20 protein-coding genes and 1 pseudogene are annotated in these 16,756 nt (G+C 72.0%); 8 read left to right on the top strand and 13 right to left on the bottom strand.

Annotation, left to right across the window (positions count from 1 at the left end):
* Nucleotides 1-136: 136 nt before the first annotated feature.
* The gene (locus ACFVT1_RS05460; RefSeq protein ID WP_389792778.1) at nt 137-463 is read left to right on the top strand and encodes a hypothetical protein; all 327 of its coding nucleotides are present in this window, start codon (nt 137-139) and stop codon (nt 461-463) included.
* A 10-nt stretch (nt 464-473) separates the two neighbouring features.
* On the top strand, nt 474-875 hold the full coding sequence (locus tag ACFVT1_RS05465) for an RNA-binding S4 domain-containing protein (RefSeq protein ID WP_382927368.1): 402 nt from the start codon (nt 474-476) through the stop codon (nt 873-875).
* A 178-nt stretch (nt 876-1,053) separates the two neighbouring features.
* On the opposite strand, the gene ACFVT1_RS05470 is transcribed toward ACFVT1_RS05465, so the two are convergent.
* From ACFVT1_RS05470 to ACFVT1_RS05485, 4 genes are all read right to left on the bottom strand, one after another.
* Nucleotides 1,054-3,012, bottom strand: coding sequence for an FUSC family protein (locus tag ACFVT1_RS05470; protein WP_389792780.1), 1,959 nt, complete (start codon nt 3,010-3,012; stop codon nt 1,054-1,056).
* 22 nt (nt 3,013-3,034) lie between these two features.
* Complete coding sequence (locus ACFVT1_RS05475) at nt 3,035-3,298, bottom strand: DUF2630 family protein (RefSeq protein WP_389792781.1); 264 nt, start codon at nt 3,296-3,298, stop codon at nt 3,035-3,037.
* A gap of 140 nt (nt 3,299-3,438) precedes the next feature.
* Nucleotides 3,439-4,386, bottom strand: coding sequence for an NADP-dependent oxidoreductase (locus ACFVT1_RS05480; protein ID WP_389792783.1), 948 nt, complete (start codon nt 4,384-4,386; stop codon nt 3,439-3,441).
* Nucleotides 4,387-4,476: 90 nt separating this feature from the next.
* Nucleotides 4,477-5,361 (bottom strand): hypothetical protein, encoded by an 885-nt coding sequence (locus ACFVT1_RS05485; protein WP_389792785.1) that lies wholly within the window; start codon nt 5,359-5,361, stop codon nt 4,477-4,479.
* A 121-nt stretch (nt 5,362-5,482) separates the two neighbouring features.
* Between ACFVT1_RS05485 and ACFVT1_RS05490 the strand changes: the two genes are divergently transcribed.
* Nucleotides 5,483-5,965: a hypothetical protein gene (locus tag ACFVT1_RS05490; RefSeq protein ID WP_389792786.1), complete on the top strand. Its 483-nt coding sequence runs from the start codon at nt 5,483-5,485 to the stop codon at nt 5,963-5,965.
* Nucleotides 5,966-6,059: 94 nt separating this feature from the next.
* On the opposite strand, the gene ACFVT1_RS05495 is transcribed toward ACFVT1_RS05490, so the two are convergent.
* The 3 genes from ACFVT1_RS05495 to ACFVT1_RS05505 form a co-directional block, all read right to left on the bottom strand.
* Nucleotides 6,060-6,482: a universal stress protein gene (locus tag ACFVT1_RS05495; protein WP_362192810.1), complete on the bottom strand. Its 423-nt coding sequence runs from the start codon at nt 6,480-6,482 to the stop codon at nt 6,060-6,062.
* A 210-nt stretch (nt 6,483-6,692) separates the two neighbouring features.
* Nucleotides 6,693-7,346 carry an FMN reductase gene (locus ACFVT1_RS05500; RefSeq protein ID WP_389793348.1) on the bottom strand — a complete coding sequence of 218 codons (654 nt, stop codon included), beginning with the start codon at nt 7,344-7,346 and terminating at the stop codon, nt 6,693-6,695.
* 23 nt (nt 7,347-7,369) lie between these two features.
* The gene (locus ACFVT1_RS05505) at nt 7,370-8,458 is read right to left on the bottom strand and encodes an LLM class flavin-dependent oxidoreductase (RefSeq protein ID WP_389793349.1); all 1,089 of its coding nucleotides are present in this window, start codon (nt 8,456-8,458) and stop codon (nt 7,370-7,372) included.
* Between the two features lie 76 nt (nt 8,459-8,534).
* Between ACFVT1_RS05505 and ACFVT1_RS05510 the strand changes: the two genes are divergently transcribed.
* Nucleotides 8,535-8,789 (top strand): hypothetical protein, encoded by a 255-nt coding sequence (locus tag ACFVT1_RS05510; protein WP_389792789.1) that lies wholly within the window; start codon nt 8,535-8,537, stop codon nt 8,787-8,789.
* Nucleotides 8,790-9,082: 293 nt separating this feature from the next.
* Here the strand turns inward: ACFVT1_RS05510 and ACFVT1_RS05515 are convergent, their stop codons facing one another.
* The 4 genes from ACFVT1_RS05515 to ACFVT1_RS05530 form a co-directional block, all read right to left on the bottom strand.
* Nucleotides 9,083-9,916 (bottom strand): hypothetical protein, encoded by an 834-nt coding sequence (locus ACFVT1_RS05515; RefSeq protein WP_389792791.1) that lies wholly within the window; start codon nt 9,914-9,916, stop codon nt 9,083-9,085.
* Complete coding sequence (locus ACFVT1_RS05520) at nt 9,913-10,443, bottom strand: SigE family RNA polymerase sigma factor (protein WP_389792793.1); 531 nt, start codon at nt 10,441-10,443, stop codon at nt 9,913-9,915. Before ACFVT1_RS05520 ends, ACFVT1_RS05515 begins: the two co-directional genes overlap by 4 nt.
* A 255-nt stretch (nt 10,444-10,698) precedes the next feature.
* On the bottom strand, nt 10,699-10,887 hold the full coding sequence (locus ACFVT1_RS05525) for a Scr1 family TA system antitoxin-like transcriptional regulator (RefSeq protein WP_389792795.1): 189 nt from the start codon (nt 10,885-10,887) through the stop codon (nt 10,699-10,701).
* Between the two features lie 23 nt (nt 10,888-10,910).
* Complete coding sequence (locus ACFVT1_RS05530; protein WP_389792797.1) at nt 10,911-11,900, bottom strand: helix-turn-helix transcriptional regulator; 990 nt, start codon at nt 11,898-11,900, stop codon at nt 10,911-10,913.
* Between the two features lie 93 nt (nt 11,901-11,993).
* On the opposite strand from ACFVT1_RS05530, the gene ACFVT1_RS05535 reads away from it, so the two are divergent.
* The 4 genes from ACFVT1_RS05535 (at nt 11,994) to trpS (ending at nt 14,278) form a co-directional block, all read left to right on the top strand.
* Entirely contained in the window at nt 11,994-12,392 is a 399-nt protein-coding gene (locus ACFVT1_RS05535; RefSeq protein ID WP_355789651.1) for a VOC family protein, read from the top strand.
* Between the two features lie 129 nt (nt 12,393-12,521).
* Nucleotides 12,522-12,653, top strand: coding sequence for a helix-turn-helix domain-containing protein (locus ACFVT1_RS05540; protein WP_389792799.1), 132 nt, complete (start codon nt 12,522-12,524; stop codon nt 12,651-12,653).
* A gap of 116 nt (nt 12,654-12,769) precedes the next feature.
* Nucleotides 12,770-13,006 (top strand): ATP-binding protein, encoded by a 237-nt coding sequence (locus ACFVT1_RS05545; RefSeq protein WP_389792801.1) that lies wholly within the window; start codon nt 12,770-12,772, stop codon nt 13,004-13,006.
* Nucleotides 13,007-13,213: 207 nt separating this feature from the next.
* Nucleotides 13,214-14,278 carry a tryptophan--tRNA ligase gene (gene trpS / locus ACFVT1_RS05550; protein WP_389792803.1) on the top strand — a complete coding sequence of 355 codons (1,065 nt, stop codon included), beginning with the start codon at nt 13,214-13,216 and terminating at the stop codon, nt 14,276-14,278.
* 15 nt (nt 14,279-14,293) lie between these two features.
* On the opposite strand, the pseudogene ACFVT1_RS05555 reads toward trpS, so the two are convergent.
* Nucleotides 14,294-14,383 (bottom strand): annotated as a pseudogene (locus ACFVT1_RS05555) (DNA polymerase III); the annotation flags it as partial.
* A gap of 381 nt (nt 14,384-14,764) precedes the next feature.
* The gene (locus ACFVT1_RS05560; RefSeq protein ID WP_389792805.1) at nt 14,765-16,756 is read right to left on the bottom strand and encodes an NAD-binding protein; all 1,992 of its coding nucleotides are present in this window, start codon (nt 16,754-16,756) and stop codon (nt 14,765-14,767) included.

The raw sequence follows: 16,756 nt of genomic DNA on the forward strand, positions 1-16,756 counted from the left end.
TGGCAAGTGATGAGGCACACCGTTGTCCGTTTGATCCGCATGCGCTGTCAAGAAGGGCTCCCACGTGGGAAAGCGGTCTCGCAGAACACGTTTCGCGGCCTGTGCCGTGGTGGCCGGGGCGATGCTTTCCGGCCCCGTGCCGGCAGCCGCTGCACGCGCCGTTCCGTCCTCCGCGCGGTCATCCGCTCGCCCGCCCGCGGCGCCGGGCGCGGACGACCCCGTACCGGGCAACGAGGGCGTGCCGGACAACGGTTTCGACAACGAACCCGAGGGCGAGCAGGACGACTTCGCGGGAACCGGAATGGCATGCGGGTCTTCGGCCTGCGCAAGATCATGGACCTCGACCCGGACAACAACGCCCACCGGCCACCTGGTTCTCCATGAGCACTGCAACACCAACAACGGCGGCACCGGCCCCGGCCGCGTCGGTACGGTCGACGACGCCACGCGTCCGCCGCACTAGAGTCGGTTGCATGGTTTCCGGTGAGGCGCCGCAGGCGGAGGGAAGCGTTCGGGTCGACGTCTGGATCTGGTCGGTCCGGCTGACGAAGACCCGTTCGCAGGCCGCTGCCGCCTGCCGCGCGGGTCATGTGAAGGTCGCCGGCGAGCGCGCCAAGCCCGCCCAGGCGTTGCGCGTCGGCGACGAGGTACGGCTCCGGCACGCGGGTCGGGACCGGATCGTCGTCGTGTCGAAGATCGTCAAGAAGAGGGTCGGTCCTCCGGTGGCCGCGGAGTGCTTCATCGACAACAGCCCGCCCCCGCCGCCGCGCGAGGCGGCGATCCAGGTTCCGGTGCGGGACCGGGGCGCGGGGCGTCCGACGAAGCGGGACCGGCGGGAGATGGAGCGGCTGCGGGGGGCCGGGCCCACGGACTGACCGGGGTCGTCCACGGCTGGTTTGCCCTCAAGCCCGCCCGACGGGTTCGAGGACATGCCTCGGGCGGGCTTGAGGACGCGCCTCGGGCGGCTCGATGGGCGCACAGCCACGGCCAAGGCCACAGCCACGGCCAAGGCCACAGCCACGGCCAAGGCCACAGCTATGGCTGTGGCCACGGCTACGGCTGCGGTGACGCGATCGCGCGCGCCGCCGCCACCTCCTGGCGCAGCGGAGCCAGTACCCCCTCCTCGTCGCCGGGCAGTTCCGCGCGTACCCCGACCAGGGTCTCGCTCGCGCGTATGCCGTCCGCCAGTTCCCGCAGCTGCTGCTGGATCCCGGCCACCTCCGCGGCGGGCGGCTCCGGCGCTCCGTGGTCGACGCGGACCCGGGCCGCCGTGGTCGCGTCCACGATGCGTTCGACCGCGACGACCAGCGGCCACCAGGCCGCGGCCCGAGCGCCGACCGGGGGCGGTTCCGTCAGGGCGCGCTGGAACTCGGAACGTACGACGGACAGATCGCGGTAGATACGGCGCCGGGCCCGCACCCGTTCCGCCCGGTCGCCCGAGCCGTCCGGCCCGAACGCGTACGCCACGTAGTCGGCGATGTCCGCCACCGCGTCCGCGAGCCGGTGGCCGACCCGGACGTGCCAGCTCTCCGGCCACAGCAGGTAGCCCGCCACCAGCACGATGCCGCAGCCGATCAGGCTGTCCAGGAAGCGCGGCCAGACCAGGTGGAAACCCTGGTGGTTCAGCAGGTCGGACAGGAGCAGGATGACCGGGGTGATGGCCGCGGTCTGGAACGCGTACCCCTTTGCCGTGAGCGCCGGGATCAGTGCGGCGAGCACCACCATCACCGGTACGTCCCACCACCCGATCGGGACCGCGGCGAGCACCGGTGCGGCGATCACGAGACCGGCCGCCGTGCCCACCGAGCGCAGCACGGCCCGGGAGAACACCGAGCCGAAGTCCGGCTTGAGGACGAACGTGACGGTCAGCGCGACCCAGTAGGAGCGGGGCACCGGGACGAGCGAGGTCAGCGCCTGGGCCAGGCCGATGCAGAGGGCCAGGCGCAGCCCGTACCGCCACGAGGCCCCGGAGAGCAGCACGTCGCGGGTGGTCCGCCGGACGCGCACGCCGAGCGCGGCGGGGCGTCCGAGCCGGTCGTCGACGTTGTACGGGTCGGGGTCGGCCTTGTGCACGACGACCGCCGCGTGCCGCAGCGCGCCGTCCACGGCCCGGGTGGCGGGGGAGTCCGGGGCGGGCAGGGTGAGTCCGGCGCCGCCGGTGCGGCTCTCCTCGACGGCGCCGGCCAGTTCGCGTACCGCCGCCGGGATCTCGTCGGGGAGCGGGCAGCGGCGGACGTGCACCGCGGGCGCCGCCTCGACGAGCGGGATGACGACGTTGAGCTGGGCGAGGAGCCGCACCATGGCGTTGCTGCGGCCGTGGTAGCGGGCCCGGCGGGCCAGGATCAGGTCGTAGGAGGTGTTGAGGGACTGGGTGACGGCCTGCCGCCGCTCCTCGTACGCGTCGGTGCCCGCGGCGGCGAGCAGGTCGGCGACCGCGAGGTAGGTGCCCGCGACCGCGACCCGTTCCGGGAGTTTGCGGCGCAGCGGCCACGCCAGCAGCGTCATGGTGAGGACGAACAGGCCGCCGACCGTCAGCAGCAGCGGTGCCACCCACCAGGGGGCGGGCATCGGGAGTCCGGCGCCGACCACCGCGTTGAGCAGGAGCAGGAGCCCGGACACGGAGGCCACGGCGCCGATCGTCGACATCATGCCGGAGACCAGCCCGACCAGGGTCAGCGCGGCGACGGCCGCCCAGCCGGTCCCGAACACCAGCGTGCCCAGCATGATGCCGAGCGCGCCGAACAGCTGCGGCACCGCGATGTTGAGGATGCGCATCCGGTACGCGTCGGCGGTGTCGCCGATGACGCCGGAGAGCGCCCCCATGGAGACGAGCGCGCCGTACGCGGGCCGCTCCAGCGCGAAGCCGACGGCGAGCGGGGCGGCCAGGGCGAGGGAGGCGCGGACGGCCGCCGCCCAGGGGACGGGCGCGGACGACTGGGGGCGGAGTCCGCTCAGCAGCCAGGGGGGCGGTGCGGTGCGCCTGCGCTCGGATCCGGCCTCCGTGTCGGTCAATGCGTCCCCCTGCGTCGTGCGTTCAGCCCTGGTAGTCCTCGACCTCGTCGGCCGGCCGGACCTTCGCCGCGGACGGGTCCTCGCCGAACTCACTGAGGGCGCGGCGCTGTCGCAGCAGGTCCCAGCACTGGTCGAGCCGGATCTCCACCGTACGCAGGCGGGATCTCTCGTCCTCGGTGAGGCCCGTGTCCCGGGCGGAGCGGTCGCGCAGCTGCCGTTCCTCGGCGATGAGTCCGCCGATGTTGTCGATGATGTCGTGCTGGATGTCGCGTTCCCGGTCGTCCATGGCGTCTCCTTCGGCTTCTTCGGCCCTCTCGGCTTCTTCGGCCCTCTCGGGTCCTCCGGCTCCTCCGGCTCCCTCGGCTTCTCTGGTTCGAAACGGTGCGGGGCCGGCGTGCGGACGGTTCGGCGTGTGGACGGTTCGGCTCAGAGCGCGATGACGGTCTTGCCGCGTGCGCCGCCCGTCCGGTTCCGGTCGAGGGCCTGCGGGGCCTTCTCCAGCGGGAGTTCGATGTCGATGGGCACGCGCAGGACGCCCTCGGCGGCGCCCGCGGCCAGGACGTCGAGCAGGACCGGGGTGGGTTCGAGCCGGAAGTCGATGCCGGTCACGTCCGCGGGGAGCGCGGCCCCGGCGGCGACGCCCCGGGTGGTGAGGGCGATCCCGCCGCCGCGCACCAGCGCGGCACGGGCCGCGAAGGCGTCCGGGGTGGTGGAGACCAGGTCGACGAGTGCGTCGACGCCGTCCGGGCAGCTCTCCCGTACCGCGGTTTCGAGGGGGCGGTCCGTGGTGTCGATCGTGACGGCGGCGCCCAGCTCCGCCATCCGCTGATGTTCGTCACCGCGCACGGCCGCGATCACGCGTATGTCGCGGGCCGCGGCGAGCTGGGTCAGACAGCTGCCGACGCCGCCCGCCGCCCCGATGACCAGCAGGCTCTCGTGGCCGCGGAGCACCGAGATCTCCAGGATCTGGGCGGCCGCCATCCCGGCGGACGGCAGTGCCGCCGCGGTCCGGAGGGAGAGGCCGTCCGGGACGTGGGTGATGGCGGAGTCCTGCGGTACGGACACGTAGTCGCAGTAGGTGCCGGCGCCGGTCCCCGGGGCGGTGACCCGGCCGAAGACGTGGTCGCCGACCCGGAAGCGGTTCCCGCCGCTGCCGATCATGTCCACCCGGCCCGCGAAGTCCACGCCGACGACCAGCGGGAACACGCGCGGCGCGGAACCGTCGTCCAGGGTGCCCCGCGCGGTCTGCCAGTCGCAGGGGTTGAGTGCGGCGTACTCGATCCTGACCCGTACCTCGCCGGCTTCCGGCTCGGGCTTGGGCAACTGGACCAGTGCGGGGTCGGCCCGGAACGCGCCGACGGCTATGGCTCGCATGCGGAAGACCTCTCAGTCGCCCCCGATCCGGCAGTCACGAGAACCACTCTTCCCCGGCCCGTCCGCCGCCGCACGTCGAACCCGGGCCGCCTACGGCCCCGGCCGCCGCCGGGCTGCCCACAGCCGCCCGAGCACCGCGCACAGCGCCACCGCCAGCCCCGTTCCGAACACGATCCACACCGTCGTGCGCAGGGAGCCGGTGAGCGCGTCGTAGACCGCCGCCGCACCGCCCGTCTCGCTGTCCGGCACCTCGGCGAGCACCCGGGCGCGGGCGATCGCGATCACCGTACGCAGCACGAGCGCCCCCAGCGCGAAGCCGAACCCGGCCACCGCCGTGGCCGTGAGCGCGGCACGTGCGGAGCGCCCGCGCCCCGGTCCGCCGCGCACCCAGGCCAGGAGCACCGTCAGGGCGGCGAACACGACCGTGCCCACGGCGGGCCAGACGCTGCAGGCGCGCAGCCACCGGAAGGTCCGGCGCAGCTGGTCGGCGCGGTCGGCGGAGATGAGTGTGATGTCGGTGTGCTGGACCGGGATCCGGTCGGCGAACGGCACGCCGTTCCCCTCCAGGTTCTGTCTGACCTGCCGGGTCACGGGGGCCAGGTCGATGGTGACGGCCTCGCCGGTGCTGCCGTTCAGCGCGGCGGTGACGGCCTCGTGGGCGGTGCGGTTGGCGGCGCTCCACGCGGCCCGGAAGGCGTCGGTGGTGGTGAAGGACTTGACCGCCTGGTGCAGGAAGTCGCGCACGGTGCTCTGGAGCGGACCGGCGTCGACCTGCTTCATCGTCGCGTCGGTGATGAGGCCCGCGACGGTGTTCCGCACCTGCGGGTCCGAGGAGAGCGGGGCGACCGCGGCGACGTAGCGGTCCGTGTCGTCGATCTCCAGGTCCACCCAGGCGGAGAGCGCGCTCACCGGGACGAGCACGGCGAGCAGCACCAGTACCGCCACCGTCCGAGCCGCCGAGAGATACGTCCGCATCCCCCCAGGAAATCCCGTACGGAAGCGGTGTGCCGCGATCCGTACGCCATCCGAGTTGCCGGGTGACGCGGCCGGGTGTGCTCTGGAGGGACGAAGAGGGCGACGGAAGGAGTTCTCCGCCATGGCCACTCATGCAGCGATGCCGTCCCGCGGACGGGCCCGGGGCCGGCCCCGCGCCCGGCGGCACAGCGCGTACGCCTGGGCCGTCCCCGCCACGCTGGGCGCGGCGTACGGCCTCTACGCGTCGTTCATCCTCCGCAACCATGGTGCGAGCGGCGGCCGGCAGTTCTGGTACGGCCTGATCACCGCGGTGGTGCTCGCCGCCCTGTGCTTCGGGCTGGGCCGGATCCAGCACACCATGCTGCCCCTGGTGCGGGCGGTGGTGTACGGCGTGCTGACGGCCGCGGCGATCGGCCTGCTGGTCGGGCTGACCGATTCGAGCGTGCTGCGGTCCTCGGCGCTGGGACTGGCGGTCGGCCTCGGGATGTTCATCACGGCGTTCTACATCTTCTACACGCACGAGAAGACGCACGAGAAGACGCAGGAGAAGACGCAGGAGAAGACGCAGGAGAAGACGCAGGAGAAGACGCGGGAGAGGACGTGAGCGCGCCTCCCGGCGCATCGGGACATCAGACATGAGGACGGGCCCGCGCTCGGCGCGGGCCCGTCCTCATGTCCTGACCTGCTCGCGGCCGCGCTCAGTCGCGTACGACCGTCACCGGGCACGGTGCGTGCTGAGTGACGTGCAGGCTGACCGAGCCGAGCAGCGTCGCCTTGAAGCCGCTGTAGCCGCGTGCCCCGACGACCAGCAGGTTCGCGCCCTTGGCGCGTTCCAGCAGGGACTGGGCGGGGTTGCCGATCACCACGACCTTGCTGACCTCGGCCGCGCCCTCGGCGCCCAGGGCCTCTTCCAGCGCCTCCGTGAGGGACACGGTCGCCAGGGCCTGCGGGTCGAAGTCCTCCGGCATGCCCGGCATCATGGACGCCCAACTGGTCGCGGGGTATTCCCAGCTGTTGACGGCCTCCACCGTGTCGCCGGTCAGTTCCGCCTGGCGTACGGCCCAGTGCAGCGCCTTGATCGACGACTCGGAGCCGTCCACGCCCACCACGATCCTGCCCATCTCTGCCTCCAGCTCGGTTCGGCTCAGTGCGCAGAGGCGTCGTGCGAGAAAGTCCCGCACGGCGCATCTTTCAGATCAACTCTAATCAAACCGGACAGAGCGTCAGACAGTGGGTCCCCTCGGACCGGTCGGCGTCCGGTCCGGTTCGCCCGGCTCGGTCCGTTCGGCGGCCGGATCAGTCCGCCCGGCTCGGTCCGATCTCCGTCCGGATCAGTCCAGCCGGAGGTCGGCGAGCTGCTGCTCGAACGGCACGACCTCGTCGTCGAGCCCGAGGGCCCTCGGTGCCCCGGAGGACGCCCGGCCGCCCGCGATCATGGCCGCGAGTTCGCCGCCCGCGCGCCGGATGCGGGACGGCAGGCCGTCGGTGTACTCGTCGCCGGACGAGCCCCAGTCCTCCGACGCCGCGTACACGGAGGTCGGTACGACGGTGGCCCGCAGGTAGGCGAAGAGCGGGCGCATCGCGTGTTCCAGTACGAGGGAGTGGCGGGCGGTGCCGCCCGTCGCCGCCACGACGACGGGCTTGCCGGTCAGCGCCGTGTTGTCGATCAGGTCGAAGAACGACTTGAACAGTCCGCTGTACGAGGCGGTGAAGACGGGCGAGACGGCGATCAGGCCGTCCGCCCCCGTCACCTCCTTGATCGCCTCGTCCAGGGCGCTCGGCGGGAATCCGGTCACCAGGTGGTTGGCGATGTCGACGGCCAGGTCGCGCAGGTCGATCACGTGGACCTCGACCGTACGGTCCTGGTCGGCCAGCAGGCGTTCGCGGGCCGCGCCGGCCAGCCGCTCGGCCAGCAGCCGGGTCGACGAGGGGCTGCTGAGCCCGGCCGACACGGCGACGATCCTCAGCGGCTCGGTGACGAACACGGTGGACTCGGTGGACACGGCGGTCAGACCTCCTTCGTGGCCGTGCGGGCGGCGACGGCCGGGTGTACGGGGGCGGAGTCCGGGACTCCGGCCGGCCGCAGGGCGGCGAACTCCTTGCGCAGCACCGGGACGACCTCCTCGCCGAGGATGTCGAGCTGCTCCAGGACCGTCTTCAGCGGCAGTCCCGCGTGGTCCATCAGGAACAGCTGGCGCTGGTAGTCGCCGACGGCGTCCCGGAAGGACAGGGTCCGCTCGATGACCTCCTGCGGGGAGCCGACGGTCAGCGGGGTCTGCCGGGAGAAGTCCTCCAGGGAAGGGCCGTGCCCGTAGACCGGGGCGTTGTCGAAGTACGGACGGAACTCCCGTACCGCGTCCTGCGAGTTCTTCCGCATGAACACCTGGCCGCCGAGGCCGACGACGGCCTGCTCGGCGGTGCCGTGCCCGTAGTGCGCGTACCGCCGCCGGTAGAGGTCCACCATCTTCTTGGTGTGCTCGATGGGCCAGAAGATGTTGTTGTGGAAGAAGCCGTCACCGTAGTACGCGGCCTGCTCGGCGATCTCCGGGGAGCGGATCGAGCCGTGCCAGACGAACGGCGGGACGCCGTCCAGCGGGCGCGGGGTCGCGGTGAAGGACTGGAGCGGCGTACGGAACTTGCCCTCCCAGTCGACGACGTCCTCGCGCCACAGCTTGTGCAGCAGGGCGTAGTTCTCGATGGCGAGCGGGATGCCCTGGCGGATGTCCTTGCCGAACCAGGGGTAGACCGGGCCGGTGTTGCCGCGCCCCATCATCAGGTCCACGCGGCCGTCCGCGAGGTGCTGGAGCGTCGCGTAGTCCTCGGCGATCTTCACCGGGTCGTTGGTGGTGATCAGCGTCGTGGACGTGGACAGGATGATGCGGTCGGTGCGGGCGGCGATGTAGCCGAGCGTGGTCGTCGGGGAGGACGGGACGAACGGCGGGTTGTGGTGCTCGCCGGTCGCGAAGACGTCGAGGCCGACCTCCTCCGCCTTCTGCGCGAGGGCGAGGGTGGCCTTGATCCGCTCGTGCTCGCTCGGTGTCCTGCCGGTCGTCGGGTCGGTGGTCACGTCTCCGACGGTGAAGATCCCGAACTCCATGGCGCCCGCCTCCAGCTTGTTGAATGTTGAACCATCTGAACGCACCCTACAACGGGACGCCCCCCTGACCTATTCCGTGGTTCCGTTCCGTCGTCCCGCCCCCGCCTTTCCCGCCGCCCTGGCCCTCGCCTGGGTCGAGGACGTCTACGTCGAGGCCGTGCACGACGAGCGCTTCCTGGTCGCCGCGATCCTGGACGGCCACCACAAGCTCGCCGCCTACGCGGCGACCGGCGTACCGGCGAGGGTCCTGCTCCTGTCGAGGGCGGAGGACAACCGGGGTCCGGAGGAGGGGTGGAGCGCGGCGTTCAACGAGGTGATGGGGCGGCTGTAGAAGCGGCGGCCAACCCTGAGAAGTGCGAGGGGGTCTTCGTTCAACGTGACAGTCAGGGGCATGTTCGACACGTTCGGAAACGATTGCATGGGTGGCTGGGAGCTCCGGCCGTAGAGTCCCGCAGCGGGCGGCCGGGACCAGGAGCCGTGCCTGCGCCGCTGCCGACGCCGAGTTCGGCGCCCGCCGGCGGACGCTCTCGTCGATCATGCGTGCGGGACGGCAGCCGGGTCAGAACCCCCGTGCGTCTTCCGGACCCGGCCCGGCAGGGCCCGGAAGACATCCGCGGTTGACGGTCATGAACACACGGGCGGTTCCTCGCCGTCCTTTGCGGGGCGGAACTCGATCGGTTTCAGCCCTGGGGAATCGAACCGGGCCCTGTCGCCCGTGAGCTTGATGAAGCCGGTCACGATCGGGGTCCGCTCGCTTGCGTCGATGCCGGTCTCCTTCGAGTAGTCACGGACGGTCACCCACCACCGCCCGTCGAATCTGGTGAAGCGGAGAGGGCAGTGAACGTACAGATCTTGCGGATACCAGATTCCCTCCGTGGCGTTCGTGGGCGGCTGCTCCATGACCGGCGGCTTGGCCGGATTCGGAGCAGGCAGGCGAGGGCAGTGCCCGCCTCCTGAGACACGGTGGAAGTCCGCCGTCTCCTTCAGCGAGCCGGACCCCATCTCGAACCGGGCGACGTCCTTCGACACCAGGGTCATCACTCCGGACACCCGGTCGCCGTACTGGAGGATGGTCCTCGCCAGTTTCGCGTCGGTGGCCCACTTGCTGCCGTCGAACACCGCGAACCGGAGACCGCAGCTCCGCACCAGGTCGTACGGGTAACTCACCCCGATCCGCGCCGCAGCCGGCCCCAACTCCAACGGCTGGTCCGCCGGAGCGGTTGCGACCGACGCGAGCGGGTCCGGGGTCCCCGGCCCCGGCTCGGTGGCGCGCAGGCCGAGCCCCGCACCACCTGCGGTCAGCACGACTGCGCAGGCCACCGCCGCCCCCCGGCGGCGGGCCCTGACGCGGCGCCCCTTGGTCAGGAGCGTCTCCACACCCGTCGCGCCCCCCGCCGAAACGTCCCCTTGCGCCAGGTCCCGCAGGCCCCGTCGCAGCTGGTCCTCGTCCTCGGTCATCGCGTACTCCTCTCCGTTCCCGCATAGCCGCTCAGCGCGCCGGCGGCGCGCAGCCGTTCCAAGGCCCTGTTGGTCCGGCTCTTGACCGTCCCGGGCGAACAGCCGAGCAGTTCGGCCGTCTGGTCCACCGACAGGTCCTCGTAGAAACGCAGCACCAGTACGGCTCGCTGGGTGCGGGGCAGATCCGCCAACGCGCGCTCCAGCTCCAGGCGCGCCTCGGCGCTGCCCGCCATGTCGTGACCGCTGGTCGAACTCTCCGTCTCGGCCCGGACGACCTCCGCATGCCAGCGCCGCCGTCGCCAGGTCGCGTACAGGTTCACGACGACCTTGCGGGTGTACGCCTGCGGCGACTCCCACACGGCCGCCCGGCCCCACCGCGTGTAGACCCGGATCAGGGCGGCCTGCACCAGATCCTCAGCCGTATGCGGATCACCCGTCAGCAGACGGGCCGTTCGCAGGAGCGACCCGTGTGACGCCGCCACGAAACCCGCGAACTCCGCGTCACGAGCCGAGCTGCTCTGGCGCATCGGCACTCCCCCCGAGCGTTCGTACGGTCCGAAGACCCTGACACCCACTCGACAACCTGGCCTTCCCGTCAGGTTCCATCGGATCTGTTCGGGGACGGCCGGGACCGGGCGGGTTGCTGCGTCACCGGGTTGGTCGTTGGTAGACCCCTTGCGTCGTCCTGAGGGCGACAACGCCAGGAACTCCGGGCAGTCAACTGCCAGGAAGTTCCGCAATGTTCCAAGTTGATCGCTCCAGCGCGTGAATGGCGGACGTGATCAGAGCGCGCGCGTCCGCTCCGTGGACAGCCTGGCTTCGACAGCCCCACTCACGTCGTCCGGGGTCTCGTGAAACTCGCGAATGGAACGCAGCAGTGCGGACGCACAGGCATGCGTCTGGAGGACTCCGGGAACGACGTTGGCGCAGTAGGTACGGAACATCCTGGTGTGCTCGTACAGTTGTGCCATCTCGTGACGTTGGTTTCCCGCTGTCAGGCTTGGCGAGCGTAGGACGCGAGGCGGTCGGCGAGCGCGATGACGAGGCCGCGCAGTTCATCCGGGCGTTCGATGACAAACGGTCGGCCGAGTGAGGCGAGTACTGGAGGCAACCAGTCGAGTTGCTCCGCCCGTAGCTCGACACGCAGCCAGCGCTCGGTCTCCGGATCCGCGCCTGCCGCGGGCTCGGGCTCGTCCACGCTCGCGACGCCGGCGGGAAGTCGGGCGCGGATCTGCTCGACCGTCCCGTGGATCCGCAAGGTCACCTGATGCCGGTATTCAGCCGTGGCGAACCCGGACAGGACGCGCTGTGCCGGACCGGGGCCCACGGGCGCCTCGAATGAGCCGGGCAGGGTCCTCGCGTCTGCGATGCGATCGAGCCGGAAGGTCCGGTCCTCGCCGATCTCGGGGTCCGTGCCCGTGACGTACCACCGGCCCGAATGGGCGACGATCCCATACAGGTGCAGCCTGCGTTCGCTGCGCCGGCCGTCGCGGTCGGTGTACCTGATCGAGACCGGTCGGTGATGGCGTACCGCATCGGCGATGGTGAGCAGGACCGCGGCGTCGGGGGTGGCGAACTCGCCGGGCGAAGCCGTGAAGGCGAGGGATTCCAGGACCGTGTCGAGTCGGCGGGCGACGCGCTCGGGCAGCACCCTGCGGATTTTGGCCGCAGCCGTCTCGCCCGCCGTGTCCGCCGTCGTCATCAACCCCGCTCGGCGGCCGGCGACCAGGCCGAGCAGCACGGCGAGCGCCTCGTCGTCGCTGAGCATGAGCGGAGGCAAGCGGTAGCCGGGGCCGAGTCGGTAGCCACCGTAGCGGCCGCGCACCGCCTCGACAGGCACGTCGAGGTCGATCAAGTGGTCCACATACCGCCGCACGGTGCGGCCGTCGACGCCGAGCCGGTCGGCCAGTTCGGCAACCGTCCGGATGCCCCCCGACTGCAACAGCTCCAGGAGGGTGAGCACGCGGCCAGTAGGGCGAGACATACCCAGAGCCTAGCGCCAATACTGGACCGATTCTGTCCGCTATTTGTTCTAGCGTGCGAAGTGCAACGGCTCCACGAATCTAGGGAGATCACCATGGACTTCGTCTCGATCCGGATCATCACCGGCGACATCGCGCGACTCGTCGAGTTCTACGAGAAGGCCACCGGGGTGCAGGCGGCCTGGTCCACCGAGGATTTCGCCGAACTCAAGACCCCCAGCGCCACCCTCGCCATCGGCAGCACCCGCACTGTGCCGCTGTTCGCGCCGGGCGCCGCTCGCCCGGCCGACAACCACAGCGTGATCATCGAGTTCCTCGTCGACGACGTGGACCGCGTGCACGGGAACCTGACCGGCTTTGTCGCCGACTTCGTCAACGAACCCACCACGATGCCCTGGGGCAACCGGTCGCTGCTGTTCCGCGACCCCGACGGCAACCTCGTCAACTTCTTCGCCCCGGTCACCCCGGCCGCCATCGCGAAGTTCGCTCGTTGACGCCGGGCGCAGCCGCCCGCGCGGGAGCCCTGGGATGCCAGGGCTCCCGATGAACGCCTCCGCCGAGCCCCGGGGCGCCGACAAACGGGGCACCGCAACGCACCGCCGACCCCCGAGGGGCGTCTGCGGTTGTGCCTGCGGATCGATGCCGGACGGCCGATCGCGCACGTCGCGGCGGAAGCCGGGATCTCCCGACGCTGCCTGGCCACGTGGTACGCCCGATGGCGAGCGCACGGTGAGGACGGCCTGCTGGTGCTGTGACCGGAAACGATCACCGGTCGCGCCATTGCCTGTCAGTTCCCTGGTCTAGGGTCGCCCGCGTTGTTCCTGCGGCGAGGCGGCTCGTGTCTTCCGCGGGCGCGCCGTGGCGTGCAGTAGTGGCGTGCAGTACCCGGTTCCGGCCCGTGGCCGACGGGGTGCGGATCGAGGTGCACGATGCCTCGGACGTACAGCCGAAGGAGCGCAGTCCGGAGTCCGACAAGTGCGGCGGGCGGGGGCTGATGCTGGTCGCAGCACTGGCGGACCGGTGGGGGCGCGAGGCGCGGTGCGGGCCCGGGAAGGTGATGTGGGCGGAGCTGACGCCCGGCCGACGAGCTCCGGAAAGGGGGCCGTGACCGCAGGGCCGGGCCGCGCTACGATCGGCCCATGACCTCCGTACCGTGCCGAAACTGGTGGCGCTCCTTCTAGGAGCGGCCACCTCATCAGCGCGGGACCAGGGCCGTTCGATATGGACGGCCCTTTTCTCTGCCCTCGTACGGGTACGGATGCCGATCCCGGCGGGCCGTCTTCCACGCAATCAGCACTCGCGAGGAGAGAGCCCCGTGAACACAGCCACCGCCGCCGAGACCGCCCCCGACCCTGCCCAGTGCCGAAGTGCCGAACTGGAGGGGCGGATCCGGCAGACCCCCGGCCGGTTCCGGGTGATGACCGGGGACCGGCCCACCGGGCCGCTGCACCTCGGGCACTACTTCGGCACCCTCCACAACCGCGTCCGGCTCCAGGACCTCGGTGTGGACGTCTTCGTGATCATCGCGGACTACCAGGTGCTCACCGACCGGGATCTCGCCGAGCGGCTCTCCGAGCACATGGAAGGGATGCTGCTGGACTACCTGGCCGTCGGCGTCGACCCCGCTCGTTCGACGATCTTCAACCACAGCGCCGTGCCCGCGCTCAACCAGCTGATGCTGCCCTTCCTCAGCCTCGTCTCCGTCGCCGAGCTGAACCGCAACCCCACCGTCAAGGACGAGATCGCGCACTCCCGGCAGTCCACCGTCAGCGGGCTGATGTTCACCTATCCCGTGCACCAGGCCGCCGACATCCTGTTCTGCAAGGGCAACCTGGTGCCGGTCGGGCAGGACCAGCTGCCGCACCTCGAAGTGACCCGGACCGTCGCCCGCCGCTTCAACGAGCGGTACGGGACGGTCTTCCCGGAGCCGGACGCGCTGCTCTCCGCCGCGCCGCTCCTGCTCGGCACCGACGGCACCAAGATGAGCAAGAGCCGCGGCAACTCCATCGCGCTCGGCGCCACCGCCGACGAGACGGCGCGGCTGATCCGCGGGGCGAAGACGGACGCCGAGCGGCACATCACGTACGAACCGGAGGCCCGGCCCGGGGTGTCCTCGCTCGTGCTGCTGGCGGCGCTCTGCCTGGACCGCGATCCGCACGCCGTGGCCGAGGAGATCGGCGGCGGGGGCGCGGCCGCCCTCAAACGGACGGTGACCGATGCCGTCAACAGCCGGATGGCACCGATCCGGGCCCGGCGCGCCGAGTACGCGCGGGACAGGGCGTACGTGCGGTCGGTGCTCCGGGCCGGGAACGAGCGGGCCAACGAGATCGCCGAGGCGACGCTGGACGAGGTACGGGGGGTGATGGGGGGCGTGCTGTAGGCGCGCGGCCGCCGGTCAGTCCGCGGTCGGCCAGGCACCCCGTGCCGCCACGTCCAGGATCAGTGCCGCGATGTTCCAGGCATCGTCCGCGCCGCTGTGGTGGCGGCGGGTAGGAGCAGGGCGGCGTCCCGGTGTTCCGGAACTTGCCGAGGTCGTCGAGGGCTGCCTTGCCAAGGACCCCGACAGCCGCCCCACCGCCACCGAACTCCTCGAACGCGCCGCGCAGCACGGCCCGTTCAACGCCCCGCTGTGGCCGGCGGCCATCACCGAGCGGCTGTCCGAGCGGGCCGCCTTCGCCGTGGACGTGCAGGAAACCGACCGCGGACGGGGCCCGAGCCGCCGGGGCACCGGGACCGGCGCGCAGGACGGCGGCGGGACACCGAGTACGGGTCCCGTCGCTCCTGCGGACACCGGACCGGACACCGCCCCGGACCGCCCCGCACCGCACCGGTCACCGGACACCGCACCGCGCACCCCGCCGCCCGGTCATGACCGCGGTGCCACGGGGCGCCGCCTGCCGAGCAGGTCGGCCAGGCCCCGCCGCGTCGCCGCGATCACCACGCGGTCCTCGGGGCGCAGTACGTACCCCGGGTGCAGGTCCCAGACCAGGCTCGACGGGCGGTCCGGGGACGCGGGGGCGGGCATGGCCAGGGCCGGGCGGCGGTCTTCGGGCGGGGTCGCGTCCAGGGCGAGGACCCGCCAGGCACCCGCCCGGAACGCCTGCTCCACCGTGCGGCCCTCCAGCTGCGGGTGCCCCGCGACCTCGATCGCCGCGAACAGCATCACCTTCCGTTCGACCGGGATCGCGCCCAGGATCTGGCGGCCCATCATGGCGACCGCGAAGGACGGGGCGGACAGGTGGGTCACGGAGCGGGAGCGGGTCAGGGCCTGCGGGTGGGCGGCGCGCAGGGTGCGGTAGACGGCGGTGGCGAACTCGTCGTCGAACAGGCGCAGCGTGACGCGCAGATCCGGCTTGACCGAGCGGGCGTACAGCGCGGCCTCCAGGTTGGTGGTGTCGGCGCTGGTCAGCGCGAGGAGCGCGCGGGCGCGCTGGATCTTCGCCGCCTCCAGCACGCCCTCCTGCGTGACGTCACCGAGGACCACCGGCACGTGCAGCCGCCGGGCCACGGGGATGCCGCGCGCGTCCGGATCGTCCTCCACGCACACCACGGGGATGCCGAGTTCACGCAGCCGGACGAGGACCCGGGTTCCGATCTTGCCGAGGCCGAGCAGCACCACATGGCCGGAGAGGCCGCGTGGCGGGCGGCGCAGGGAGGACGCCGTGCGGAGGGAGCCGAAAGCCTCCAGCACGCCCGCCACGAGCAGTGGCAGCAGCATCAACCCGGCGACGCCCGAGAGGAGTTGGATCACCTGGCGGGCCGTGGGGTCGCCGATCGCCGGGTCGCCCATCGCGAACAGGTCCAGCAGTGTCAGATACGCGGCGTGCACCGGATCGTCGCCGGTGGTGAGCGTGGAGGCGACGGCGAGGCCCACCACGGCCAGGCCGACACCCAGTGCCGACCAGCGCAGCCGCCGGGAGAAGAACTGGCTGAGCGGTGCGCCCCGGCCGCCCATCCGGGGCGGCGGACCGGCCGGGCCCGCCTGGCTGACCGCCTCCAGGACGATCGTGCCCCGGCCCGTCGCGGCGGCCACCTGCCGTTCGTCGGGCAGGAGTCGGGGGCCTTCGTCACCGCTGCTGTCGGAGCCCTCGGTGCCCGCCGGGTCGTGGGCGGTGGAGGAGAGCAGCGCGAGGGTGCACAGGCCGGGGTCGGCGATCCGGCCGTCCTGGGGCGGGGTCCGTTCGGCGGCGCGCAGCAGCAGGCCCTCCGCCTGGATGACCTTGCTGGAGCCGGTGAGCGCGGTGGCGGCGAGGGCGGGCGCGGCGGTGTCGGCATCGGAGAGGACGGTCGTCGAGGTGTCCAGCGCGCGGCGGTCGAGGTCGGGGGCGGCGACGGCGGCGGCCTGGTCGAGCAGGGTCTCCAGGTACTGGCCCAGCTTGCGGTTGTAGAGCCGGATGACCAGCCGGAGACGGGGGTTGAGGCGGCGGGCGGTCAGCGCGGCGCGGATGTTGCGCTCGTCGTCGTCGTAGACCAGGGCCAGTGCGGCGGCCGATCCGACGCCCGCCTCCTCGAAGACCTCGTCGGACGGCTCCGCCGCCTCCAGGATGCGCACCGCCTCGACCCCGGCGTTGGTGTCGCCGTCCCCGGGAGCACCCGTGAGGCCGGTCCCGCCGTTGCGGTTCATCGCCTGCGACATCCGGCCGAACAGGGCCGCCGCCCGGCCCCGCCCGGTCAGCGGCAGTTCCGGCCGGCGCGCGTCGCGTCCGGGCGGCAGGACGAGGGTGACCCGCTCGCCGTACACATAGCGCAGCTCTCCGGCGAGCCGCTGGGCCAGCGCGTCGTCACCGCAGACGACCATGTGGCTGCCGAACGGGGAGCGTTGGGACTGCGGGGGAAGTGGAGGCACGGAACCCAGCAT

The sequence above is a fragment of the Streptomyces sp. NPDC057963 genome (genome assembly GCF_042887155.1).
Taxonomy (GTDB): Bacteria; Actinomycetota; Actinomycetes; order Streptomycetales; family Streptomycetaceae; genus Streptomyces.